This is a genomic window from Spirosoma koreense (genome assembly GCF_054777875.1).
The window spans coordinates 641,957-666,870 of record NZ_BAAHAC010000002.1 but is presented as its reverse complement, the minus strand read 5'-3'; the positions used below and the strand labels follow the sequence as shown (position 1 = coordinate 666,870).

The following is a 24,914-nucleotide window of genomic DNA, read 5'->3' as shown; positions in this document are numbered from 1 at the left end:
TCCTACGTTCTGCATTATTCATAATGAACCGTACTGTACTGTTTTTCATTCTGCCCGCTATTTTGCTGCTGATCGACTGGTATGTTTTTCAGGCTATCAAAACCCTAAGTCGAACCGCTACCGAAAGTACCCAGCGAACAATTGCCCTCCTTTTCTGGGGCTTTACGGCCTTGTCACTGCTGTTGTATGTGGTTATGCAACTGATGCCCCCTGACTCCATCAGCCGGAATACCCGTACGTTTCTCTGGGCAGCTATTGCCATTCCTTACTTCTCGAAAATTTTTGCCGTCCTTATTATCCTGATCGATGACATTGGCCGGTTTTTTCGCTGGATCGTCTCCTTATTCTACAAACCGGAGGTGCGCGAAGCCGTAGAAGACACGACCCGCACGAGTATGCCCGCTACAGACTCGATTTCCCGATCGGATTTCCTGATGAAAACGGCGTTAGTCGTCGGTACTGTTCCGTTGGTTGGCTTTACCTGGGGTATACTCTCGGGCGCCCATGATTACCGCATCCGTCGGATCAAGCTACCGCTGAAAAACCTGCCGTCGGGTTTCAATGGCATGACGATCGCCCAAATTTCGGACATTCATTCGGGTAGTTTTTTTAATAAAACGGCGGTAAAAGGTGGAGTAGAGATGCTGCTTGGTCAGAAACCCGATATGGTCTTTTTCACTGGCGATCTGGTCAACAGTCATGCCGAAGAAGTAAACAGCTATATCGATGTGTTCAACAAAGTGAAAGCTCCTTTGGGTGTTTACTCGACCTTAGGTAACCACGATTATGGCAAGTACGTGCAATGGCCAAGTGCACAGGCAGAGCGCCAGAATGTGCTGAATGTGGTAGCCGCCCATAAGCAAATGGGCTGGAATATTATGATGGATGAGAATAAGATTCTCGAACAGGGCGGAGACAAAATTGCGCTGATCGGTGTACAGAATCTCGGCTTTGGCCCGGCCGCCTTGCGAGCTGGCAATCTGGCTAAAGCGTACCGGGGCGCTGAAGATTATCCGGTAAAGCTTCTTCTCTCCCACGACCCTACCCACTGGGATGCTGAAGTCCGACCCAAATACGGCGACATCGATGTTACGTTCAGTGGGCATACTCATGGAGCACAGTTCGGGGTCGAAGTTGGCGATGTGCGCTGGAGTCCGGCCCAGTATTTCTACAAGCAGTGGGCTGGTTTATATCAGGAGGGTGATCAGCGTCTGTATGTAAACCGTGGCTACGGCTATATCGGCTATCCCGGCCGGGTAGGCATCTTACCGGAAATTACCATTTTCGAACTCGTAAAAGCCTGAAAAGCTTATTAAAACAGTCTACAGATTTGCTGTTGGATATAACAAATGGGTAAATTGTTCGCAGATTGCTAACGATTTACCCATTCGTCATTTAACTAAAATCTAAATCAGTCAGTTACCGAATCGACTACAACTAACTAGCAAACACGTATGAAAATCACGTTTATTACCGGACTCTCTTTTTTTATGTCGCTATGGTACTACCTGTACCCAGTCCAAAAGGCCGAAGAAACCAAGATTCCGCTTTGCCACGGACCTGCCAACGATATGGCCGCCCTGGCGGCTGACCCGGCGTTTCAGCGGCTGCATCCGGCGCCCCTACCCTTTACCTACGTGGGCGCTGGTGAGATGATTAAGTTTTCGACCCCCGATGGTCAGCAGGCCAACGGCTTTTTACTGAAAGCAAAGAAACCATCGGATAAATGGCTGCTGGTTTATCAGGAGTGGTGGGGTCTGAACGACAACATAAAAAAGGAGGCCGAAACTTTCTATAATGACCTGAAAGATGTAAATGTACTGGCCGTCGATATGTACGATGGAAAAGTCGCTACCGAACCTGCCGAAGCGGGAAAACTGATGCAGGCGGCCAGTAAAGATCGGCTGAGCAGCATCATGAAAGGGGCGATTGCCTACGCGGGTCCCAAGGCTGAATTTGCCAGTGTGGGCTGGTGTTTTGGTGGTATGCTGTCGCTCCAGTCGGCTCTACTGGAAGGCCAGAAAGCCAAAGGATGCGTCATGTACTACGGTCGGCCGGAGCAGGATGTTGAAAAGCTGAAAACCCTCAATACGGACGTGCTGGGCTTTTTCGGTAGTCAGGATAAGGGCATCAAGCCGGAAGATGTGAAAGCTTTTGAGGAGAATATGCAGAAAGCGGGTAAAAAGGCGACTGTGAAAATGTACGATGCCGGTCATGGATTCGCTAACCCCAGCAACCCGGTATATAACAAAACCGCTACCGAGGATGCCTATAAACTCGCTTTAGGCTATCTGAAGAATAAACTGAACGCTTAAACTCTAGCTGGAAATCGTTTGCAAAAGCCTGACTATGTTCTCATGGTCAGGCTTTTAATTAAACTTTAACGCCTGTCTGGACGTTTTGATTAAACGTAGTAGTTGATCAGTTGTCTAACTGACAAAACGAGCGAAAACTCACTACAACGATGAAAACGAATAGATGGATTGGCATACTAACTGGCCTGTTATTCGGTGCAGCTACGGTTAGTTTCGCGCAGTATGGACCGGGTAGTGGATACGGACCAGCTTACCCAAACGGAAATGGTTATAGCCCGGCTTATCCGAATGGATACGGACAGGCTTATCCGAACCAACCCTATCCGAATGGCTATGGCAGGCCTTATCCTAATGGCTATGGACAAGCTTATCCGAATGGAGGTTATTATGGCTATGGCCCCTATGGCCAACCCTATCCGGTACAGCCGCCGGTAGTCGTTGTTCCTCCACGGGTTATCGTCACTCCTCCTCCGGTTGTAGTGGGTCCTCCTGTTGTCATTCGACCTTATAACTACGGTTACGGATACGGTCACCGGGGTGGTCGCATAGGCGGGGGCTGGCGTCGATGGTAAGTAACGGACAACCTATTTCAGATAAAGCCTGTTAAGGGTGATAGAAGTGAGTGATTCAACAAATAAATCTCGATGAATACTATGAAAACGATAAAAGTGATGCCTCTGCTGACGGCCATTCTTCTGGTCGTTGTAATGGCTAGTTGCGGTCCTGCTTATGTAAGTACAGGCGTGGGCTACGCTCCTCGCCCCTATTACGGATATGGTTATGGCTACGCTCCCTACGGCTATTATCGCCCGTATTATCGTCCACCGGTTGTCGTGGCTCGTCCACGCTATTACACCCCTGCTCCCCGCTACAGAGGAGGCAGCCCAAGCGCTCGCGGTGGTTACGGTGGCGGTTTCAATGGAGGTGGCCGTTCACGTGGTCCAAGGTAGATTTTCAGTATAGCCAATAAATCAGGTACCGGCATGACGTCATGCCGGTACTTTTGTTTAATGAATGTCAGACGCAGGCGGTTATTGACGGCCTGTGTAGTTTACATAATCTCCCGATTCGATCAGACACCGGCCAGTTATTTCCAAATTATACAGATAAGTCCAGCAACTGACTTCCTGGCCATTCCAATCGATAGGTAGAATGAATCGAAGGTATTCGGTGGGCTGCGGAAACTGGGGGCCAATGCCTTCATATTCGTCTAGATAAGCAAGCAATGACCACTTGTGCTGATGAATGGCGTAAATAGTGCCCACGACACTGGTGTAAGCCTCTGGCTGATAAATAGCACCTGGATAATTGCCTAAATCGTAAAGCTGACCAGAAAATCTGCCTTCACCAACATACTGGCTATGCCGGTGTAAATACTGGGCAAATGCGTTCTCGAAGGGAGGCCGTAGCGTGCCGTAAACAAACAGGTGGTCAGAATCGATCATTATGTTTCTTTTGAACTAAAAATCTTTAACTTCAGTCTCACTAACAGCGCTATTTATGCGTTAAAGAGTAAATCAGGTTGTGATCATGAAAAAGACAAAAGTTATTCTGCTCGTCGCTGCATCTCTCCTGCTGATTGAGGTGCCCTTGGAAACGATGGCTTTTTCGGCCAGAACAACCACCGAAACATCCATCTTTGGCCGCAAGCGAAAAGGGTATAAACCAAAGCGAGGTGGTTTATTCAACACAGGACTTTTTCGCAAGAAAAACCCCTGTGGTTGCCCGAATCATTAAGCAATTGTTAAGAAATTGTATTAATACGATAACCAGGCCCTCTTTTGGGCCTTTTTTCGTTTTATTAGTTGTAAAAATCTGTGTTTCAGCGTAAAATTTCGTACCTTTGCGAAAAAATTGACCAGGAATTATCTACTTATTCTGATTACTCCGATTAGCTTTTTAAAAAAGTAATTCGAATACATTATAGTCGGTCAAAATAATCATAAAAATTCGGGTCCAGACTCGTATGCAATCAATTCGCAATATAGCTATCATCGCCCACGTCGACCACGGCAAAACGACCCTGGTTGACAAAATTATTCATGCGTCAAAACTCTTTCGGGAGAATCAGGAATTCGGCGACCTGATTCTGGACAACAACGATCTCGAACGGGAACGGGGAATCACGATCGTTTCGAAAAACGTATCGGTTCGTTACAAAGATGTTAAAATCAACATCATCGACACACCAGGCCACAGTGACTTTGGCGGTGAAGTTGAGCGCGTGCTGAAAATGGCAGACGGGGTTTGCCTGCTGGTCGATGCGTTTGAAGGAGCGATGCCGCAAACGCGTTTTGTACTGAGCAAAGCACTTCAGCTTGGCCTCAAACCGATTGTGATCATCAACAAGGTCGATAAAGAGAACTGCCGCCCGGACGAAGTTCATGAGCAGGTTTTCGACCTGATGTTCAACCTTGGTGCCACTGAAGATCAGCTGGATTTTCCGACCGTATACGGTTCGTCGAAACAAGGCTGGATGGGTCCCGACTGGAAGAAACCGACGGATAACATTACGTATCTGCTCGACACGATTGTAGAGAGCATACCCGCTGCGCCAATCAACGAAGGGTTGCCGCAAATGCAGATTACCTCGCTGGATTATTCGGCCTTTGTGGGTCGGATAGCTATCGGGCGGGTGCACCGCGGAACCCTGAAAGAAGGTGTTAGCATGGGGCTGGTTAAGTCCGATGGTTCGCTGAAACGCGTACGGATCAAAGAACTGCATACGTTCGAAGGGCTGGGTAAACAGAAGGTTGCCGAAGTTCAGTGCGGTGATATCTGCGCAGTAACTGGTCTGGAGGATTTCGAAATCGGCGATACGCTGACCGATTACGACGCTCCTGAAGCAATCGAGCGTATCGCGGTCGATGAACCGACGATGAACATGCTGTTTACGATCAATAACTCGCCATTCTTCGGTAAAGAAGGGAAGTTCGTGACTTCGCGTCACCTGCGTGATCGGTTGTATAAAGAAATTGAAAAGAACCTTGCCCTGCGCGTTGAAAATACCGATAGCGAAGACCGCTTCCTGGTCTATGGCCGGGGAATACTCCACCTCTCCGTATTAATCGAAACGATGCGTCGGGAAGGGTATGAATTGCAGGTTGGTCAGCCACAGGTACTGTATAAGGAAGATGAAAACGGTCAGAAACTCGAGCCGGTAGAAACGCTCGTAGTAGACGTGCCGGAAGAAACTGCCGGAAAAGTAATTGAACTGGCTACCCAGCGCAAAGGTGAGCTGTTGATTATGGAACCCAAAGGCGACCTACAGCACCTGGAGTTCGAAATTCCGTCGCGTGGGCTGATTGGTCTACGATCAAACGTTCTGACAGCCACCTTCGGTGAAGCTGTAATGAGCCACCGGTTCAAAGAATACCAGGCGTTTAAAGGGCCAATTCCAGAGCGGATCAACGGCTCATTGATATCGATGACCAGTGGTGTGGCTACGGCTTACTCGATCGATAAACTTCAGGACCGGGGTGTGTTCTTCATTGAGCCAGGTGATGAGATTTATACCGGCCAGGTAATTGGTGAACACAACCGTCAGAACGACATCGTGGTGAATGTGCAGACGGCAAAGCAATTGACTAACATGCGAGCTTCTGGTTCGGATAACAACGTTAAGATTGCGCCGAAAATCTCGTTCTCGCTCGAAGAGTCGATGGAGTACATTCAGAAAGATGAATACCTCGAAGTAACGCCTAAATCGATGCGGATTCGTAAGATTTATCTGGACGAAAACGAACGCAAACGCAACCAGAGTAAGTTTGTCATGGCATAACTAAGTTTAAATAAAGCAAAAGCCCCGTTGACGCTCAACGGGGCTTTTGCTTTATTTAAACTTAGTTCGTGTCGATTACTCGTTTAGAATGCAAACGTTGGCAGTGCTTTCAAGGGAAGCACGACGGGGGCTTTTGCATAAGCGGGCTTGGTCAATGCGCTTTGTGTGGCTGCGTATTCTGCCTGACGACGGGTATAGCTGTAGCCAGCTATGAACAGAAGCGTGCCCAAAATGACCATGATGATCCTTTTCATAATGTTAAGACTAACTTTCGATTGCAGGGGTGTGACGATAGTGGTGCTAAGGTAAGACCTTCCTAACCAATACCTTCTCATAAATTATTCTACGGCGATCGATAAATAAATTGACTCGTACATAAAAGACGTAGAAAGTACAGCGTGGTTACATAGGGTCTTGTTTTCATGCCTGCGTAATTCACTCTGTAGAACAAAAAATACGGTTGAAGGTTTTGACTTCGGCCTCAGAAAAACGGCTTTTTCGACCAACCGTTAAAAACTGACGCCGATTCGTACGGCCAGGCGATTATAAATCCGATGCTCATCACGCTGAATATCGTTTCCAAAAATAGGTTTCTGAACATCTACCAGCTGGCGTTTATAACTCAGCGACATAATAAACGCCGAGGATGACGGTCGGCCTATCCGCAAAGCAATTCCCGGATTGACCATCCATCCCCCACTGACCTCGTAACCGGTAGAGCTTTTATTGATCCAGGCAAAACCGTAGCCCCCATCGGCTATAGCCAGCAACCGAACATTACGATTTGGCCGGGCCAGATCGAACCGGATACCAGCGCCAATTGGCAGCAGCTGCGCGGCTTTATACCAGTCGATTCCAATTAACCCGCCTACTGCCAGCCGCTGCGTTACCTGGGCGCCGTTGAAGGTCTGAGCCGTAAAACTAAGTTTGTTTTCAACCGTCTGAGCAGCTGTCGTTCCGGAAGCTACCCGCCCGAATAAGCCACCCACCTCGGTATAGTTTACGTACATCGGTTTCCAGGGTTCAAACTGGGCCTGCGCTGTACTGATACCTAAGCCCATACCGATCAGAAAAAGTAGTCCTTTCATATTCAGATCAGTAATAGCTTGGACGACTGACAGGTATTCGGCTCAACTGGCGTAGCTGGCGAGGATTGCTGGCATCGAACTGATAAAACCCATCTTTGCCAATCAGGAGTAATGTCTTTTCCAGAGGAATGACATCAAAAGCGTTCAGGTCTTCGATATAATCCAGCAGGTTACGGTCGATGTTCATCGGATCGCTGATATCGAAGGATTTAAGCCCATAAGCACCTTCACAGATAAACAGATTCGGATAAGCTACGCCCAAACCGTGTGGGTTTCGCATGGGGTAACTTTTCAGCAATCGCGGATTGACGACGTCTGTAATATCCACCACATCCAGTTGATTCGTAAACCCACCACACTGGTTTCCGGAACGCAGGGTCACGTAGGCCGTGTTGTCATTCACTACGACCGGATCGCACACCCGCGCGTGCTGGAAAACAGACAACCGCACGGGGTTTTCGGGGTTTGCGTTATCGTAGATGTACATACCCGCCTGCGAGCCAATAAACAGCTTGTCTTTGTACGGAAAAATGGTCTCGATACCCCATCCCATCTGAATCTGATTACCGATTTTCGGATCAGCTGGGTTTTTTATATTGAACAACTGCATGGTCGACTGGCTAACCGTGTATAGGTAGTTGTCGTAAAGGGCAAACCGCGCCATTGAACCGGCCACGCCATTGGTTTTCGAGGTACCATCTGCGCCCGATGCAACAGAATTGAACTGAGTACTCGCCAAAGCCCAACCAACTGGGTTGACAGGTGTTCCTTCATCACAGTTGGTTTGAACAGTCTCCGTTACATAACTGACCTTCTGGTCATAAATCATCTGGTTGGTGGCATCATAGCTCCACCAGCCGCCCTCAAACGAGCCGTTCGGAAACACGTTCTGTACCCGATTGACTGCTTTGACCGATTGAGGGTTGCTAATGTCGAAGGCAATCAGGTCCATGTAGCTATCGGCATACAGAATATTGTTCCGAATGGCGATATCACCGTTGCCCGGTATTCGGATAAACGCAACGGGTTTGGGAGCCGACGGATTACGGTTATCGATGATATGGATCCCCTGTTTCAGCTCATTGATAAACAGAAACTGGTCTTTCGCGTATATTTTTCCGGGATTGACCAGCGGCTGAGCCGGTTCTGCCTGAACACCCAGTCTGAGCTGGTTGGCGGTAAAGTTTACGGACGTGTATTTCCGATAGGTGCGTGTCTCTTTGCAATTATCCGTACAGCCGGTCAGGATAAGATTGGCCACAAAGAGAACAGAAAGTAGAATATTTGCTTTCATAAGGTATAGGAGTTGAAATCATATGAATAAGAGTCCAACTGAATTGAAAGCGTTGGAAATGAGGAGAAATAAAATTGCCCGGCTGTCCTGATTACGGCCGGGCAATCCTGATCTTACACAAAAAGGGCAATTATTGTCGTTGATATTCGAAGGTAGACCCATCGGCGATGGTCCCTTCCTGACGACCACGCTGGTAAAGAAATAAATGACCATCGTGGAAGGAATAAGGCTGGGTCGTTTTATCCTCCGGATAAAGAATGGCCTGCTTCTCGCCCGTCTGGGTAGGATTGGGGCCTGTGTAAAACGTACCATTTTCTTCCTGCTGGCCGCTCTGTCTGGTCGTAACGCGCAAATACGTTCCGTCTGCCTTATAATCCAGCGTTTCGGAATAACCGGCGGCTTCAGGTGTTTGGTTGATCTGGGCGAACCCGTTGACGATACGAATCAGCTTCCACTGGCCAACCACCTGCGAATCGATCGGCGCAACGCTGGAATTTTTCTGTGAGCAGGAGAAGCCGATTCCTATGCCAAGCATGAAAAGAAAAGCGATTACGACTTTCATACTCATTTTATCTTTTTATAAATCAGGGTCCCTGGCTTCTCCCCGCCATAATGCAACCGGAGTTGCGTTGCTGTGGGTAATTCGTACCGGACAACTGCTCTTAGGTTGTTGAAATAGGTTTGTTCATACGTCATTGCCTGCGTTGGCCCCGCTTTTTTAGTACTGCTAAGCTGATCAAACGTCATCGTACCGTCCAGAACCGCAAACATGCGGGCTCCGTATTCATTGATAGACGACACGCCACTGGCAATAAACGGGGTGACATCGTGCGGAGGATTATCGGTGTCCAGCGCCAGTACCAGCGTGACAGTGTAAGCCGAATCTGGTTCAGTAAGCTGCCATGTGCCCACTAGCGGAGCTATATTCGGCGCCAGAACCGTGTCTTCTTTTTTGCCACACTGCGTCAGGAATACCAGCAGAAGCGAACCGATAATAAATTCTATGATGTTGCGTCGTTGCATGACTCAGTTGGTTTTTGTGTAAATCAGCACCCCGCCATTGTAATAAAGCTGCAATCGGTTATTCTCCGTCAATTCGTAACGAGTCACGGTTTTAAGATTGTTATAATAGTCTTCATCAAACTGCGCGGCCTCCGCTGTTCCGGCTCGGTATGTACCAGAAATTGAACCTATACTAATTGAACGCTGATTGCGGGCCACGTAGCTAAGCGACGAACTATACTGATTTACAGCAGATATACCTGACAAGCTAAACACCTGAACTGGTAATTTTTCCCAGGTTTGAACTATGGGCTCAATATGCAGGGTAACAGGGTATTTGTCTGGCTGAACTAAGAGCCATTCACCGAGTAAGTCGTAGACATCGATTGGTTCGACGTTCGATTCTGGTTTGCACCCTGCCAACAATATCACCACTGCTGCTGTAAGAAAGAGCCGCGTTTTCATTAATTACTTGTTTTGCCCGGATCCGCAATTTTACCAACAAACAAAATGGTTCCGGTCGTTTTTTCGTGAATCACGAACACAAAAGGCCGATCGCACAGGGTTGCTTGTGGCATGGAAGTAGTCGAGACGCCCCCCGTTGTAACAGCAGCGGCTTCGGTACCCTGCTCGTCTATCGCCACAAATGTATTTTGCTTTACAAAGCTAAGCGTTAAGCCAGTCTGAGTACTTATTTTGCTGAAATCAGCGCGGTCGGTAAAGGCCGTTGGCATGCCCATATCGCTCAGTGCTTTGTTGAGTAGGATTTCGTACGTCAGCGTGAACTTGGGTAGCCCAAAATCAACATTACTCAGCGTCATGTCTTTCTGCAACTGGGCCCATTCGGCACTGGTCAGTCCGTTGATCAGTGCATCTGCAGTGGTCGTTTCGCTCGGAAGCAGCACCGTCATCGAGAATTTGTCGGAACCATAGGGCAGCTCGATTGCCTGATAAGTAGAGCGATAAGCACGCTTCAGGTTCGCATTCAGGCGCATCATTCGTACGTTTGTCGTACCACCCGACACCAGCTTGAAAGGCGCGTCGACCGTTTTGGCTGGATCGAACTGAGTTTTCCAGCTGCCTTTGAAATATAGGGCATTCAGCAGAAACAGAACATTGTCCGGCTGAATCTGATCGATCACTTTCGGAATTTTGCCATTGGTCTTTGCACTAGCCCAGGCGTTGATTTTACCGACTGTGGCTGGGTCGTTGAAATTCTCGGCCGATACATCTGCTTTAAACGTCTGCTTCAGCAAATCCTGAAAGGAAGTGGCAACGGTGAACGTGTTGCGATACCAAACCGAATTGGCCAGATTCAGCGTCACTTTCGGATCGACACCCGGCAAGTTCTCCATTAGATTCTGGTACGTCTGGTTAGCCTCCGCCAGCGTTTGAGCATCTAACTTCAGCGTCTTCTGAATTTCCTGCGCCGTTGCGCCGTTGGCTCCGTTCATAATCATCCCCAGCGCAATGTGCAGGCTGAGTGGAGAGATAAAAACGTTTTTGTCCTGACCTTCCTGCGTTGTAACACGCTTCGTTACGTCGAACGCAAACTGTGAGGTCTGATCGGCAAAAGGTGCCGATACGCGCAGGTCTCCGCTTGTACCCGGTTCCGGATCGGGTATCGAGTCCGAATTCTTACAGCTAACGGCGGTCAGTAAAACACCGGCTGTAATTGTCGTTAAGATCGAAAAAAGGGTCGTTTTCATAACATTCCTCGAATAAAATAAGCAAAACACGTTTATACGAGTAAAAGTCGAATCATGGTCTTTTGTCAATTATAACTTGTTGCCGCGCCTTTTAGAGTCAGTCTAGCCTAAAAATGATAATCGACGCCAAAGCTCATACCGGTTGAGGTTGGGCGAGTCTGTACCTGCGAATTCGACTGCGTACCAACCTCCAGGGAAGGTTGGTATAAACCAGCCAGTGAAGCCGACCATCGGCCCGATGGCCGATACCGGAACCGAGCCCCCATCGAAGCGGCCAGCGAAACCGGCCGGTAAACGCCATCCTGTGCTGTCACGACTAAATCTGTACCGACAGTATTGCGTACGAAAATATTCGTTAGTAAGCCGCCCAATACCGCCAGACTCAGCCGCTTCCGGGGCCGTAACTGATACCCAACCTGGATGGGTACCTGCACATACTGATAATCGTTCGTCAGGGTTTGCAGGCTCTGGTTGGCGTTGTTACCCTGGGTAAGATAAGCGTAATTGTTGCTCGGCGTTGCGGCACTGGCTCGTGGATCGTAGTTGGCCAGATTACTGGAAGAACTGTTCTTCAGCGCATCGGCATAGAGGTTATTCGCTGTACCCCGATCGGCCCCGGCGCCCTGAATCAGACTAGTTACTGCCGACTGAGCGGGCGTTTCAACAGTCGAGTGGCCTGCCAGATAGCCAATCCCTGACTCGAGCGACCAGCGCTCGGTCAACTGAACTCCTGCGCCAGCCTGATAAGCGACGGAAAAGCTGCCCCGACTATTTACGGACGACGAGTTTCGGCTAGTCGTATTGGCGACCAGTGTATTCGCATAGCTGGTCTGCATTGCAGGCACTGAAACCATCGGATTGAAAGCCCCCGGCATCACGCTGGCCGAAGCCCACATTTCCCGCTTTTTGTGCGATTCTTTCGACATCTCTGGCTGCCGGTCTAAGTCGGCCGGTCGATACCACACGATTCGCTGAATTGGTCCGGGCGAACGCATCCGGATTGGTTTTCGGAGCAGTTCTTTATAAACAGCTGATACCGCGCTGGCCGATGGGCTACTTTCGCCGAATGAACTACTCGAGGTGTACGATGCAGCTGCCATGCGGTTATCGGGTGGTAGTAGCGCTAGCGTAGCTGTCGCCGGTCGATCCGATAAGGAGGAAGTAGAAGTACCGGATGTTGCTGTGGCAAGTCTGCGAAGCGAGTAGCGCTGTTGAGCTGATGGTTTCATGCTCTGAGCCATTGCTTCCCCTTTTGAGTGCATACCAGTCCGGTCTACTGTCGAACTAGCCGAACCCGCCAATAGCGTAGCGGGTTTTTCCGCTGATGCAGTGCCAGATACATTAACGTCGTTTGTTTGCCGCTGGCCGTTGGTATTGGCCTGAACAGTGGATGTGGCTGCGTTTGAGCCTACATTTTCCGGATTATTTCCTTTTCCGGATACATGAGTCTGAGCAACAGCTCTGCCATGATTGATAACTGGGGTGTCGATAGCCCACCAGCCGACGAAGAGCAGCGCCAGCGCTGCTGCTACGCCGGTTCCCCAGATAAATGGTCGCGACGAAGCTAGCCCCGAACCCCAGAGTGGAAGAATCTTAGGCCCATTGGCCTCATCTAATTCCCGCTCGATGGCGTCCCAGACCCGAGAAGGCGGCATTTCGGCGGATTCGTCGAATGTCTTTCGCCAGAAATCGTCTGGAATATTTTTTTCTAACTCATCCATTTTCTTACTGTTTCTTCATAGAGGGTGTCCCTGTGCCGGGCGCCCATCGGATTGTAATTTTTGCTGCAAAAGCATACGTGCTCGTGCGTATTGTGATTTAGAAGTGCCCTCGGCGATGTCGAGCATCTCGGCAATCTCCGGATGGTTATACCCTTCGATTGCATAGAGGTTAAACACGGTTCGACAACCGGGCGGCAATTCCTGAATTAGCTGGAGTAAGTATTTGTAGTTCAGTGTCGGTAAGCTTTCGTCGGCCTGTGGCAGAACAGGAGCCAGGTCCTGTACGTCGCCTATGTTTTCCCAGGGTTTCTGTTTACGAAGCTGTTTAAGGGCTGTATTGATCACGATTCGCTTCAGCCAGGCTTCCAGAGGGCATTCAAAGCGAAATGAATCGATGTTCCGGTATATTTTTACGAACGCATCCTGTAGAACATCTTCGGCTTCGTCGGGGTCTTTTATGTATCGTTTGCAAACGACAAAGAGCTTTCCGGCAAACCGCTCATAAAGCTGTCGCTGCACAATCCGGTCCTGCCTTCGGCATCCTTCTACTAATGCGTATTCATCCTGCATATCAACGCTGATGCCCTAATGATCTGCTTTAGAAGCAAACGGTTGGAAGTCAACTGAAAAAAATTCGTTTTCTTTCCAAAAGTATAAAGGGTCTAAGAATAATTAATGTTCGATGCCTCATTGCTACGTACCTTTGGTGGTTTAGCTAAGAAGTTACATGAATCGTCGGAACGCACTTCGGTCTTCATTGGGTATTGGTCTAACTGCACTCACGAAGGCAGACTTCAACTGGCTGGCTATGACTGAAGCGCGCTTCAAAATTGGCGCCTGCGACTGGTCGATAGGGCCTGCCGGCGACATACACGCCTTCGCAGTAGCCAAACAGATCGGCCTGGATGGCATTCAGGTTAGCCTGAACACCCTGTCGGATCAGGAACACCTTCGGCGACCCGACGTGCAAAAAGCCTACCGCGAAGCGGCCCGCCAGTCGGGCGTTGCGATCGGTGGGTTAGCCATTGGTTTACTGAACGAAATTCCGTATAAATCAGATCCGCGTACCGACCAGTGGGTGCAGGATAGTATCGATGTCGCTCAGGCACTGAAGGTCAAAAATGTTCTCCTGGCTTTTTTCTCGAAAAACGATCTGCGCGATGATCCACACGGCAGGCAGGTCGTCATAGATAAACTGAAAGCAGTGGCGCCGAAAGCCGAAAAGGCCGGTGTCGTGCTGGGTATCGAATCTTGGCTGTCAGCCCCTGAGCTACTGGCTATACTGGATGCCGTCGGGTCGCCAGCTGTCCAGGTTTATTACGACGTCTGCAATTCGACCGACAGAGGCTACGACATTTTCAGGGAACTGCGTGACCTCGGAAAAGACCGTATCTGCGAAGTTCACCTGAAAGAAAACGGCCACCTGCTGGGTCAGGGCAACGTTGATCTGAAGAAAGTCAGGCAGGTGCTGGACCACATTGGCTATTCGGGCTGGCTGCACATGGAAGGAGCCGTTCCGAAAGGTAAACCCATACTGGAAAGCTACCAGGAAAATAATAAGACCGTACGATCGCTATTTAGTTGATGCGGGCACAGAGGCTCGGTCATCAGTTCTGTACCACTGAATGTGAAACAAATATGAAAACAATTTTTTCGCTAACTCCTTTTCCACTCGCCTTAACAACGGTTGGCCTACTGTATCTGGCCGGACCAACGCTTCAGCCAGTGCGGTGGTCCGCTGCTGTACCTGAACCGGTGCAACAGACGAGTATTGTGATCGATAGCGCTGCCAATAAATTATACCTGCCCGACGATCTGGAAGCTACCCTCTGGGCCGAATCGCCCATGTTTTACAATCCGACGAATATGGATATCGATGCGAAAGGGCGGGTTTGGGTAACGGAAGCTGTCAATTACCGTAAATTCAACAACAAGCCCGAGGGGCGGCTCGACCATCCGGAAGGGGAGCGGGTGATGATCCTGGAAGATACGAATGGAGATGGAAAAGCCGACGACAGTAAGGTATTCGTGACCGACCCGGACCTGATTTCTCCGCTGGGTATTGCCGTCATCGGCAACAAAGTGATCGTTTCGTGCGCACCGAATATCGTCGTATACACCGATGAGAATGGCGATGATAAGCCAGACAGGAAAGAAATTATGCTCAGCGGCTTTGGTGGCGTCGATCACGACCATTCCCTGCATGCTATCGTGGCCGGGCCAGACGGTAAGTATTATTTCAACACCGGTAATGCGGGTCCACACGTCGTGAGCGACAAGGATGGCTGGACACTCCGATCGGGGAGCATGTACGTCGGCGGAACTCCATACAACAAAATTAACCACGGCAATCAGGTCAGCGACGACGGGCGCGTGTGGGTGGGAGGGCTGGCCTTACGGATCAACCCAGATGGGTCGAACCTGAAAGTTATGGCCCAGAACTTCCGGAACAACTACGAAACCGCGCTCGATTCCTATGGCAACATGTGGCAGAACGACAATGACGATGAGGTGATGGCCTGCCGCACGAGCTGGGTCATGGAAGGGGGGAATGCTGGGTATTTCAGTGCCGATGGAACCCGTAACTGGAAAGGTGATCAACGACCTGGTCAGCCGATCCCAACGGCGCACTGGCATCAGGAAGACCCTGGCGTTATGCCCGTTGGCGACATTACGGGGGCGGGTTCTCCGACAGGCATGGTCGTGTACGAAGGCGATGAACTCGGACTTTCTTACCGGGGTATGTTGCTGAGTGCCGAAGCTGGTCGAAACGTAATTTTTGGGTACAAACCCGAGGTGTCGGGGGCGGGTTACCGAATGCCCCGCACCGACTTTATCAGTACGTTTCCGCGGGTCGATGAAAACTACAAATGGAATGATGTCAATAACGACAGCCGCAAGTGGTTTCGGCCGAGCGACGTAGCCGTGGGCCCCGATGGTGCGATTTATATTGCCGACTGGTACGATCCGATCGTGGGTGGCCATCAGATGCAGGACCGGCAGGGATACGGCCGTATTTACCGCGTTACACCCAAAGGTAAAAATCTGAAAGTACCCAGGATTGACCTACGCACCACCCAGGGGCAGATTGCCGCTCTGCTCAGTCCGGCGGTGAATGTCAGGATGTTGGGCTTCGATGCGTTGCGGGAACAGGGTGAAAAAGTGATTCAGCCCGTCATGGCGCTGCTAGCGTCACCTAACCCATACCACCGGGCCAGGGCTATTTTTCTGCTGGTACAACTGGGGGGCGAAGGTCAGTTCGAAGTCGAGCGACTGCTTAAAGCCGATGACCCGATGACCCGCATCACGGCCTTGCGGGCCATCCGGAGCATCACTCCGGAGAATAACAAATCGAATCCGGGGCTGACCGCTTCGCAGGAAGCCGTGCTGCCCTTGCTCGGAAATTTATCTCTCGACCGAAATCCGGCGGTCCGACGCGAAGTAGCCGTGGCTTTACGGGATGTTCCCTACGATGAATGCCGGGTTATGCTGCTGAATCTGGTTAATGGCTACGATGGCAAAGATCGGTGGTATCTGGACGCCCTGGGCGAAGCGGCCGATGGCAAGCAGGAAGCGCTGTTCGCGGATATGACCTTACCCGAAGATCCCGTGAAATGGGATCAGCGGACGGCTAATCTGATTTGGGAGTTCCACCCAGCTTCGGCTGTCGGTCTGTTAAAAAAGCGGGCCTCCGCGCAGGCGCTCTCACCCGAAACCCGTCAGCAGGCCATAACGACCCTGGCGTTTATTAAAAGCCAGCCAGCCGCCAAAGCGATGGTTGAGCTGACAAAATCGCCGGACAAAGAAATCGCAGACCAGGCCAACTACTGGGTCGATTTCCGACGCGGCAACGACTGGGCTAAGTTTTTGAACTGGAACGAAGTTCGGCCGGTGACGGTCTCCGCCGAAGAGCAGAAAATGCTGGGCAAGCGGAAAGAATTGCTCGACGACACAAAAACTGACTCTGAGAAACGGAAAATAGCCATCGACATGTCGCGGGATGCCGAAGGAGCTAAGATTCTGATCGGGTTAGCGGCTGAGAACAAGCTGTCGGACGATCTGATCAAAGCGGCCGGCCCCGGTATTCGAACCAATAAAGATCAGACCGTTCGGACCATGGGCAAAGAATATTTCCCCTGGAAGCGCCCGACCCAGCCCGAAACGGCTTCCGTAGCCGCTACGCCAACAGCCGGATCGACGACTCCGGAACCTGCGCGCGTTGCTGAAGAAAAAGAGCCCGTCAAAACCCCTCCCGTGTCGACCGTACCTGTTCAGGCGCAGCCGACATCGGTTGACGCGGCTCCCGCAAAAGTCTCCGCGACAACCGATGTCAACAAAGCCAATTCGCCCATTGCGCAGATTGCGCTGCTTACTGGCGATGAACGAAACGGCCGAACTATTTTCAAGGTTAATTGTGCGACCTGCCACCGGCACGGCCAGCAGGGCGAGGATATCGGCCCTGACCTGACCAAAATCCATCAGAAGTTCGACAAGAGCGGGCTTCTTGAGGCTATCTTGTATCCAAGCGCGGGGATTGCATTTGGGTATGAACCCTATATGATTACCACCACTAAAGGCCAGATGTATTACGGTTTTCTGGTCAGCGACAGCGATCAGTCCGTCACGGTGAAAGGCATTAAAGGCATTAAGCACACGATCCCGGTCGGCGAGGTCTCCTCCCGAAGGCAGTATAAGAACAGCCTGATGCCCGACCCCACCCAACTGGGGCTGAGCCAGCAGCAACTGGCCGATCTAACCGCATTTTTATTGAAGCAGTAGTACCGACCGTCCTGGTCGGTATCACATAATGCCAGGGCTACTTAACCGAGTAGCCCTGGCTTTTTAATTCCGCGGCTGTCAGATTAAGGACATTGACATCCAGTTTGATCGGAGAAAGGGGCGTGTTGGTCGAGTCGGTTTTAACGGCCACAATGGCGTCGATCACCTCCATGCCTTTAAAAACCTGCCCAAAAACCGTGTACTTGTCGTCGAGTCGATGCTCGCCTTTCCTGTTCTGAACGATGTAAAACTGGCATCCTGCCGAAAGCATCTGCGGGTTGTTGTCGCGTCCGGCGCCGACAGCCCCGTATACGTGCCGGATTGCTGGTCTGAATTCGGGTTTCAGCAAGTACGGCGAGCCAGCGAAACCGGCCGGTGTATCCGGGCAGCCACCCTGCGCGACAAAATTTTTGATGACCCGATTGAAGGTCAGCGTATCCCAATAACCCGCCTTAGCCAGTTTGACGAAACTTGCTTTATGATTGGGCGTCTCATCGTACAGCCAGAAAAGCACGTCACCCTTATCGGTTTTGATCTGACCGACTGGATACGTTTTTTCGGGCCTGGGTAAAAGCGACGTACAGACAAGACAGGCAAATAGCAGAAAAATAGCGGGCATACGATCGGTAGTTAGAAGGCATTCGACGTTTTAACTCGGCACCGAGCTAAAACGCTATCAATATAGCTATCAATATACCGGAAGAATCAAAACACTAGACACAAACCCCTGAAATAAGGAGTGAGCCCAGTTCATGGCTCTGTATACGCCAGCCGATTAAACCCTTCGCTATAAACCAGAGTCATAGAAACAAACGTTGTGGAAAAACACCCTACCTGTCATCTATCCCAGCGATCGTTTTAATACAGACTATGCATCCATTCCTAACTATCTTTTTAATTCTGTTTACGTTAGCCGCTTCAGCGCAGAATAAACCGCTGCCAGACTACGCCCGCGACTGGCGACGCGCAGACTCACTGGCCTCTAAAGGCTTACCAAAATCGGCGGTCGAGATCGTTGACCGAATCTATAAGGAAGCCAGGGCTCAGAAGAACTACCCTCAACTGGCTAAAGCTGCTATTGCCCGTACAGTATACCGGGCTTATTCGGATGAAGATGCCTTTAAAATCCTGATTCGTTCTTTACGGGCCGACATTGTCGAAACGCCCGAACCGGCCAAGTCTGTTCTGCAATCAGTGCTGGGTGATGTGTACTGGCAATATTTCAGCCAGAATCGGTATAAATTCTACGAACGGACGACGGTGAATACGTCGGGAGCGGATAACGTAACAACATCAACGGATTCAACGGCCGATTTTACAACCTGGGATGCGCGTCAGTTGGTAGAAGCCGCTACGACGGCCTATCTGGCTTCGGTGCGGTCGAGAGATGCCTTGCAGAAAATTCCGATTGGCACGTACGATATGCTGCTGGAAAAAGGCGATCCGGATGCGCGACCCCTGCGACCGACGTTGTATGACCTGCTGGCACACCGCGCTATACAGTTTTTCCAGAACACGGAACCTGATCTACTAAAGCCTGTTTTTCGGTTTGAGCTGAACCAGCCCGCTTATTTTGCCAGCCCAGACGTGTTTGCCCGGCTAACGATTCATAGCCAGGATTCATTATCCGGGCGTTATCAGGCGCTCCTGCTTTACCAGCAACTATTGGAATTTCACCTGACCGATAATCATCCTAATGCATTAGTCGATGCCGATGTCTTGCGACTGACGTTTGTACATCAGCACAGCAATCTGCCCGAGCGTGATTCGTTATACCGAAAAGCCCTCGAACGCCAGCGGAATCAGTATAAAAATAGTCCGGCCGAGGCCGTTTATGCGTACCAACTGGCTGAGTTTCTAACCGCCTACGGTCCTGTTCGTCCACCCGACGACGCCGAAGAGGCCACCCCCAGTACCACCGACCCGAACCGCTGGAACCGCAAACAGGCGGCCGATATATGCCGGGAGCTAGTCAGCCGATATCCGGAAACGCTGGCCGGTAAGCAGGCCGCTCAGTTACTGAATCAGCTTTTACTTCCGAGTTATTCGTTTCAGATCGAGCAGGTCAATCAGCCACAGCAACCGTTCCGAGCGCTGGTAAGCTACCAGAACGTCAATAAGATACGGTATCGAATCATTCGGATAACCCTGACAGAACTACAGGCCTATCGCGAGAATCGGGCTGATGAAAGTCAGAAGAGAAAATGGTTTAGCGCCTGGTTGAAACGGCCTGTCATCGATGAGAGCTCGGTTGTTTTGCCAGATGACGGTGATTTGAACCGCCATTCGGTCGAGATACCCATTAAGGCTTTACCGATGGGAAGTTACCTGTTGCTGGCGACAACCAACAACCAGTTTCAGGAGAAAACGGAATACCTGAACATGGCGACGTTTAGCATATCCGAGCTTTCTTATCTGGTTCTCCCCGCTACAAATCAGGGCGTTGCCCAGACTGTCATTGTGGCAAACCGGCTGACGGGTGAGCCGCTGAAGAATATAGCTGTTTCGATTGTGGGCATTTCCTCAAAGCTACCCGCCCGCCAAAAATCATACCGAACGGATGCCAACGGCTGGGTGAACATCGCTCCCGCTGACCTGTTCAATGAGCCAAACTTTCAATACCTGATCGCGCATGGTGCCGATACCGTTCTTTCGGATCGACAGTATTTTTACAACGGTAATATTGGTCGGGGTGAGGAAACGGCTCAATCTTATGTCAAGTTGTTTACCGATCGGGCCATCTACCGGCCGGGGCAGGCTATTTACGTCAAAGGACTGCTATACAGTGGTAAAACCAACGCGTTCGCTGTCGTGGCCAATCAGGATGTTACCATCGATTTTCTGGATCAGAACGGCGAGCAGCTGGCTGAGCAGACGCTAAAGACCAATGAGTTCGGCACCTTCAGTGCCAGTTTTACAGCCCCGGTCGGACGGTTGACGGGAGAAATGAGTCTGCAAACCGCTCAGGGAAGTACGAGCATTCGGGTTGAAGAGTACAAACGGCCAACGTTCGAAGTAAAAGTCCAGCCAATCAGGCAGGCCGTCAAACTAGGGCAAACCGTTACGCTGAAGGCGGATGCCAAAACATTTTCGGGCGCTATTGTCGAAGGCGCTGCTGTACGCTATCGGGTTGTTCGCCGGCTTCGGCCACGCTGGAGTTGGTGGTACATGCCGCGCCGTACCGGCCAGACCGAGATTACCAACGGCACAGCTCAAACGGACGGGAAAGGGAATGTCAGCATTACGTTTACGGCGACACCCGATCGCGAGCAGGCGCGCGAAACCAATCCGGTTTTTGATTTCGAAGTAACCATTGACGTAACTGACCGGGCTGGTGAAACCCGTAGCGCAGCCCAAACCTTGCCCATCGGTTACTCGGCGTTGCAGGTAAGCCTCGTCATTCCGGAGGCAGTGGAACAGGATAAACCCGCCAGCTTCCCGATTCGGATTACGAACCAATCGGGCGAAAAAGTGTCGGCTACCGGCCAGCTTACTGTGTATCGTCTGCAACCGCCCGCCCGCTTACTGCGAAATCGGCTCTGGAACCGGCCAGATCGGCAACTGATAAGCCGGGAAGAATTCGAAAAACTGTTTCCGAACGATTTGTATGCCAACGAAAACAACCCGCGCTTCTGGCCAAAAGGTGAGGCCGTGCAGCAACTGTCGGTTAAGGCGCCAGCAGATTCGCTGCTCAAGCCTGATCTGAGCCGCTACACGCCGGGGGAGTATGTTGCCGAACTTAGCGTCACGGATTCCCTGGGGGAAACTACCCGAGAGCAGGTGTTTTTCTCCGTTGTAAACGACAGACAACCAGTGGCCTCCCGTAGACCTGAAGGCTGGCTACAGGCCCGAAAAACTACGGTCGAGCCAGGTGAGGAGGCTGTTTTCTGGGTTGGCAACAGTCAGCCGGGCTGGGTGCAGATGATGGTAGAAGAAAACCACAGGTTTGTACGGCAGGAATGGCTGAAAACCGATGGGAAGCCCCGGCGCGTTGCCTTGCCCGTTTCAGAACAGCAGCGGGGTGGGTTTGCCGTGTATTTTGTCATGGTGCAGAATGGGCGGATGTATCAGAAATCGCAGACCATTACCGTACCGTTCACGAATAAGCAACTGACCATCGAAACCCAGACATTACGGGACAAACTCAAACCTGGCTCACGCGAAGAGTGGACACTTCGCGTGAGCGGCCTGGCCAAAACCTCTGCCGAACTCGTTGCAACGCTTTACGATGCCTCGCTGGATGCCTTCGACCGGCTGGCCTGGCCAACGTCGTTTTATCAGCCCTATATGCCATTCTTTGTCAACTGGTACTCGGGGAGCTTCAGCGTGCAACCAGGGTATGTATTCTTTTATAAACCGCAACCCGAAATTGCCGCTCCGACGCGCCAGTACGATCAGTTGAACTGGTTTGGTATTCGGAATGACGCCATTCGGATTTCGCTCGTAAATGACGGGAAAACGATTTCGGGTACGCTAAAATACAAATACGGAGTCGGCGTTGCTGGGGCTTCAATTATTATTAAAGGAACATCAACTGGTACCAGCACCAACGCTAAAGGAGAATTCTCGGTGAAAATTAAACCGAGTCAGTCGCCCGTCACCCTACTAGTTTCCTATATCGGTTACCAAACTCTGGAAATAGCGGTATCGCCGGGAACAATGTCTTCACAGATGAATCCGGATGCGCAGGCCCTAAACGAGGTTGTCGTCACCGGCTATGGGCGCCCCGGAGCAGTCGGACCTATACTGGCATCGGGCAGAAAAGGCATGGCACGCACGGCAGCGGCCAGTCCGATGATGATGAAGTCTGAAGCGACTCTGGCTGCCAGCGGAGCAGCAGCTGATAAGGCAACTAATTCTACAGATGAACAGCCCCAGACTCCTTTATCACCCGCGATCAGCCCGCGCCGGAACTTCAACGAAACCGCTTTCTTTATGCCACAGCTCAAAACCGACGAGCAGGGGCGGGTAGTGCTGAAATTTACGATGCCTGAAGCACTTACTCGCTGGCGATTACTGGCATTTGCGCACACGAAAGATGTGAAAACCGGTACGCTGGAGCGCGAAATCGTTACCCAGAAGGAACTGATGATTACGGCCAATGCACCCCGCTTCTTCCGCGAGGGCGATACCATTCAGGTGCAGGCCCGCCTGACGAATCTGTCAGAAAAGCCGCTCAACGATATCAAGGCCAATCTATTACTGACTAACGCCCTGACCGGCGAACTGCTGGTCCGGCCCCAACTGACCAGTGGTCGTGAAAACGAAACGCTGGCTCCTGGTCTGAGTACAGCGGTCGGTTGGACGATCGTTGTGCCTAAAGGAATTGAGCTGATAACCTGCCGGCTTACGGCACAGTCGGGGCTTTTTACCGATGGCGAAGAGTTCACGATTCCTGTGTTGACTAACCGCATGCTGATCACGGATTCGCAACCTTTCTGGGTGAATGGTAAAGAGACGAAGGAGTTTAAACTGAAACCACTGACGAGCCTCAGTCCGGAACTGCCGGTTCAGCACGAGCGATTGACGGTTGAGGTGACCAGCAACCCCAGCTGGTATGCGCTGCAATCGTTGCCTTATCTGATGGAGTATCGCTACGAATGCGCTGAGCAATTATTCAGCCGGTTGTATGCCAATAGTCTGGCGGCTCACATTGTGGGGAGCAAACCTGTGTTCCGACAGGTCATTGCCGAATGGCAGAAAAACCCGGCCGCTAAAAGTCCGTTGCAGTTGAACGAAGAACTGAAAGCTGTTACACTGGAAAACTCCCCCTGGTTGGCCGATGCACGCTCTGAAGCCGAACGGCAAGCCAAACTCGGGCAACTGCTGGACGCGAACCGGATGGAACAGGAACAACGGCTTGCGTTCGCCAAGCTTGAGCAACTGCAAACGACCGACGGCGGCTTCCGCTGGTTTGGCGGAATGCAGCCAGATTTGGCCATGACATTGCACATTCTGAGCGGGTTCGGTCATCTGCAGAAACTAGGCGTTCGATTCCCCGACGACCTGCAAACGAAAATCGTTGATCTGCAGGCAAAAGCCATTCGCTACGTCGATGGCGAAATGGTACGCTGGATGAAGGATCAGAAGAAAGAGCAGCAAAAACGAAAAATCGTAGGAGCCTGGTACTTTTCAGCAACGCAGTACCTATACGCCCGTAGTTTTTACCTCGATAAACCGGTTGATACGGCCGTGTTGAGCTACCTGAAACAGTATGTCGTTGCCGACTGGCAAAAGCAGAGTTTGCAGGGACAGGCACTGTCAGCGTTGGCGCTTCACCGATTCGGCGACGCCCAAACGTCAGATCATATCCTGCGTTCTCTGCGCGAACGGTCGCGTGAATCGGATGAATTGGGGTTATACTGGCCGGATAACCAGAGCGGTCTTTACTGGTATCAAACGCCCATCGAAACCCAGGCCTATCTCATCGAAGCGTTCGACGAAATCAAAGCCGACCGAGCCAGTGTCGACAAGATGAAGCGGTGGCTGTTGCGCCAGAAACAAACACAGTCGTGGTCGTCGACAAAAGCCACTACAGAAGCCGTTTATGCCTTATTGCTACGCGGCAGCGACTGGCTGGGAACGGGCGTTACCACTCAGGTAAGTCTGGGTGGGCAGCCGATCGAAAATCGGGTAACCAAAGCGGATGCCATTACGGGTTATGAGAAGGTAACCTACGCAGCTACGGAAATCAAACCCGAGATGGGGGTGATCAAGGTAACAAAGAGTACGGATGGCCCGGCCTGGGGTGCGTTATATTGGCAGCACTTCGAACCACTCGACCGGGTGATGGCGGGGAGCACAGGCCTCTCGGTTCAGAAAACCCTGACTGTGCAACACGATTCGCCCAACGGGCCGATTATTTCGCCCGTTACTGCCAGCACATCGCTCAAGCCCGGCGATCTGATCAAAGTGCGGCTGGTGTTGAAAACAGACCGGGTAATGGAATATGTGCACCTGAAAGACAGCCGGGCTTCGGGGTTTGAGCCAGTAGCTGCGTTATCAGGCTATAAGTATCAGAACGGGCTAGGATATTATGAATCCCCTCGCGATGCCAGCACCGATTTTTTTATAGGCTATCTGCCTGTCGGCACGCACGTGTTCGAATATGACCTGCGCGTTGCTCAAACCGGCGACTTTTCGGCGGGTGTGGCCACCGTACAATGTTTCTACGCCCCCGAATTTTCGGCACACTCCGCTGGTGAGCGGGTAAAAGTGAAATAGC

General features: G+C 51.1%; 20 protein-coding genes. 9 read left to right on the top strand and 11 right to left on the bottom strand.

Features of this window, described 5'->3' with window-relative positions; translation table 11 throughout:
• Positions 1-23: 23 nt before the first annotated feature.
• The 4 genes from ACYVC2_RS03350 to ACYVC2_RS03335 all read left to right on the top strand — a co-directional run bounded on the left by ACYVC2_RS03350 (position 24) and on the right by ACYVC2_RS03335 (position 3,265).
• A complete protein-coding gene (locus ACYVC2_RS03350; RefSeq protein ID WP_461100862.1) occupies positions 24-1,304 on the top strand; it encodes a metallophosphoesterase in 1,281 nt (426 codons plus the stop codon).
• 150 nt (positions 1,305-1,454) lie between these two features.
• Complete coding sequence (locus tag ACYVC2_RS03345) at positions 1,455-2,315, top strand: dienelactone hydrolase family protein (protein WP_461100861.1); 861 nt, start codon at positions 1,455-1,457, stop codon at positions 2,313-2,315.
• A gap of 149 nt (positions 2,316-2,464) precedes the next feature.
• The gene (locus ACYVC2_RS03340; protein WP_461100860.1) at positions 2,465-2,887 is read left to right on the top strand and encodes a hypothetical protein; all 423 of its coding nucleotides are present in this window, start codon (positions 2,465-2,467) and stop codon (positions 2,885-2,887) included.
• Positions 2,888-2,968: 81 nt separating this feature from the next.
• Positions 2,969-3,265, top strand: coding sequence for a hypothetical protein (locus tag ACYVC2_RS03335; RefSeq protein ID WP_461100859.1), 297 nt, complete (start codon positions 2,969-2,971; stop codon positions 3,263-3,265).
• 81 nt (positions 3,266-3,346) lie between these two features.
• On the opposite strand, the gene ACYVC2_RS03330 is transcribed toward ACYVC2_RS03335, so the two are convergent.
• Positions 3,347-3,760, bottom strand: coding sequence for a gamma-glutamylcyclotransferase family protein (locus tag ACYVC2_RS03330; RefSeq protein ID WP_461100858.1), 414 nt, complete (start codon positions 3,758-3,760; stop codon positions 3,347-3,349).
• Between the two features lie 85 nt (positions 3,761-3,845).
• On the opposite strand from ACYVC2_RS03330, the gene ACYVC2_RS03325 reads away from it, so the two are divergent.
• A complete protein-coding gene (locus tag ACYVC2_RS03325; RefSeq protein WP_461100857.1) occupies positions 3,846-4,052 on the top strand; it encodes a hypothetical protein in 207 nt (68 codons plus the stop codon).
• Between the two features lie 229 nt (positions 4,053-4,281).
• On the top strand, positions 4,282-6,096 hold the full coding sequence (gene typA, locus ACYVC2_RS03320) for a translational GTPase TypA (RefSeq protein WP_461100856.1): 1,815 nt from the start codon (positions 4,282-4,284) through the stop codon (positions 6,094-6,096).
• A gap of 83 nt (positions 6,097-6,179) precedes the next feature.
• Here typA and ACYVC2_RS03315 read toward each other — a convergent pair whose 3' ends face one another.
• The 9 genes from ACYVC2_RS03315 to ACYVC2_RS03275 form a co-directional block, all read right to left on the bottom strand.
• Positions 6,180-6,350 carry a hypothetical protein gene (locus ACYVC2_RS03315; protein ID WP_461100855.1) on the bottom strand — a complete coding sequence of 57 codons (171 nt, stop codon included), beginning with the start codon at positions 6,348-6,350 and terminating at the stop codon, positions 6,180-6,182.
• 255 nt (positions 6,351-6,605) lie between these two features.
• On the bottom strand, positions 6,606-7,184 hold the full coding sequence (locus ACYVC2_RS03310) for a hypothetical protein (RefSeq protein WP_461100854.1): 579 nt from the start codon (positions 7,182-7,184) through the stop codon (positions 6,606-6,608).
• Between the two features lie 7 nt (positions 7,185-7,191).
• Entirely contained in the window at positions 7,192-8,478 is a 1,287-nt protein-coding gene (locus tag ACYVC2_RS03305) for an LVIVD repeat-containing protein (protein ID WP_461100853.1), read from the bottom strand.
• Positions 8,479-8,608: 130 nt separating this feature from the next.
• Positions 8,609-9,040, bottom strand: coding sequence for a hypothetical protein (locus ACYVC2_RS03300; RefSeq protein ID WP_461100852.1), 432 nt, complete (start codon positions 9,038-9,040; stop codon positions 8,609-8,611).
• 2 nt (positions 9,041-9,042) lie between these two features.
• Positions 9,043-9,501, bottom strand: a complete 459-nt coding sequence (locus ACYVC2_RS03295) for an META domain-containing protein (RefSeq protein WP_461100851.1) — start codon at positions 9,499-9,501, stop codon at positions 9,043-9,045.
• Between the two features lie 3 nt (positions 9,502-9,504).
• Positions 9,505-9,945, bottom strand: a complete 441-nt coding sequence (locus tag ACYVC2_RS03290) for an META domain-containing protein (RefSeq protein ID WP_461100850.1) — start codon at positions 9,943-9,945, stop codon at positions 9,505-9,507.
• Entirely contained in the window at positions 9,945-11,189 is a 1,245-nt protein-coding gene (locus ACYVC2_RS03285; RefSeq protein WP_461100849.1) for a serpin family protein, read from the bottom strand. Before ACYVC2_RS03285 ends, ACYVC2_RS03290 begins: the two co-directional genes overlap by 1 nt.
• Positions 11,190-11,296: 107 nt before the next feature.
• Positions 11,297-12,910, bottom strand: a complete 1,614-nt coding sequence (locus tag ACYVC2_RS03280; RefSeq protein WP_461100848.1) for an anti-sigma factor — start codon at positions 12,908-12,910, stop codon at positions 11,297-11,299.
• A 15-nt stretch (positions 12,911-12,925) separates the two neighbouring features.
• Positions 12,926-13,480: an RNA polymerase sigma factor gene (locus ACYVC2_RS03275; protein WP_461100847.1), complete on the bottom strand. Its 555-nt coding sequence runs from the start codon at positions 13,478-13,480 to the stop codon at positions 12,926-12,928.
• Positions 13,481-13,637: 157 nt separating this feature from the next.
• On the opposite strand from ACYVC2_RS03275, the gene ACYVC2_RS03270 reads away from it, so the two are divergent.
• Positions 13,638-14,495: a sugar phosphate isomerase/epimerase family protein gene (locus tag ACYVC2_RS03270; protein WP_461100846.1), complete on the top strand. Its 858-nt coding sequence runs from the start codon at positions 13,638-13,640 to the stop codon at positions 14,493-14,495.
• Between the two features lie 53 nt (positions 14,496-14,548).
• Positions 14,549-17,689: a PVC-type heme-binding CxxCH protein gene (locus ACYVC2_RS03265; RefSeq protein WP_461100845.1), complete on the top strand. Its 3,141-nt coding sequence runs from the start codon at positions 14,549-14,551 to the stop codon at positions 17,687-17,689.
• 37 nt (positions 17,690-17,726) lie between these two features.
• Here ACYVC2_RS03265 and ACYVC2_RS03260 read toward each other — a convergent pair whose 3' ends face one another.
• On the bottom strand, positions 17,727-18,308 hold the full coding sequence (locus tag ACYVC2_RS03260; RefSeq protein WP_461100844.1) for a peptidylprolyl isomerase: 582 nt from the start codon (positions 18,306-18,308) through the stop codon (positions 17,727-17,729).
• A 251-nt stretch (positions 18,309-18,559) separates the two neighbouring features.
• Between ACYVC2_RS03260 and ACYVC2_RS03255 the strand changes: the two genes are divergently transcribed.
• A complete protein-coding gene (locus ACYVC2_RS03255) occupies positions 18,560-24,913 on the top strand; it encodes an alpha-2-macroglobulin family protein (RefSeq protein WP_461100843.1) in 6,354 nt (2,117 codons plus the stop codon).
• The last annotated feature ends 1 nt before the right edge of the window (position 24,914 follow it).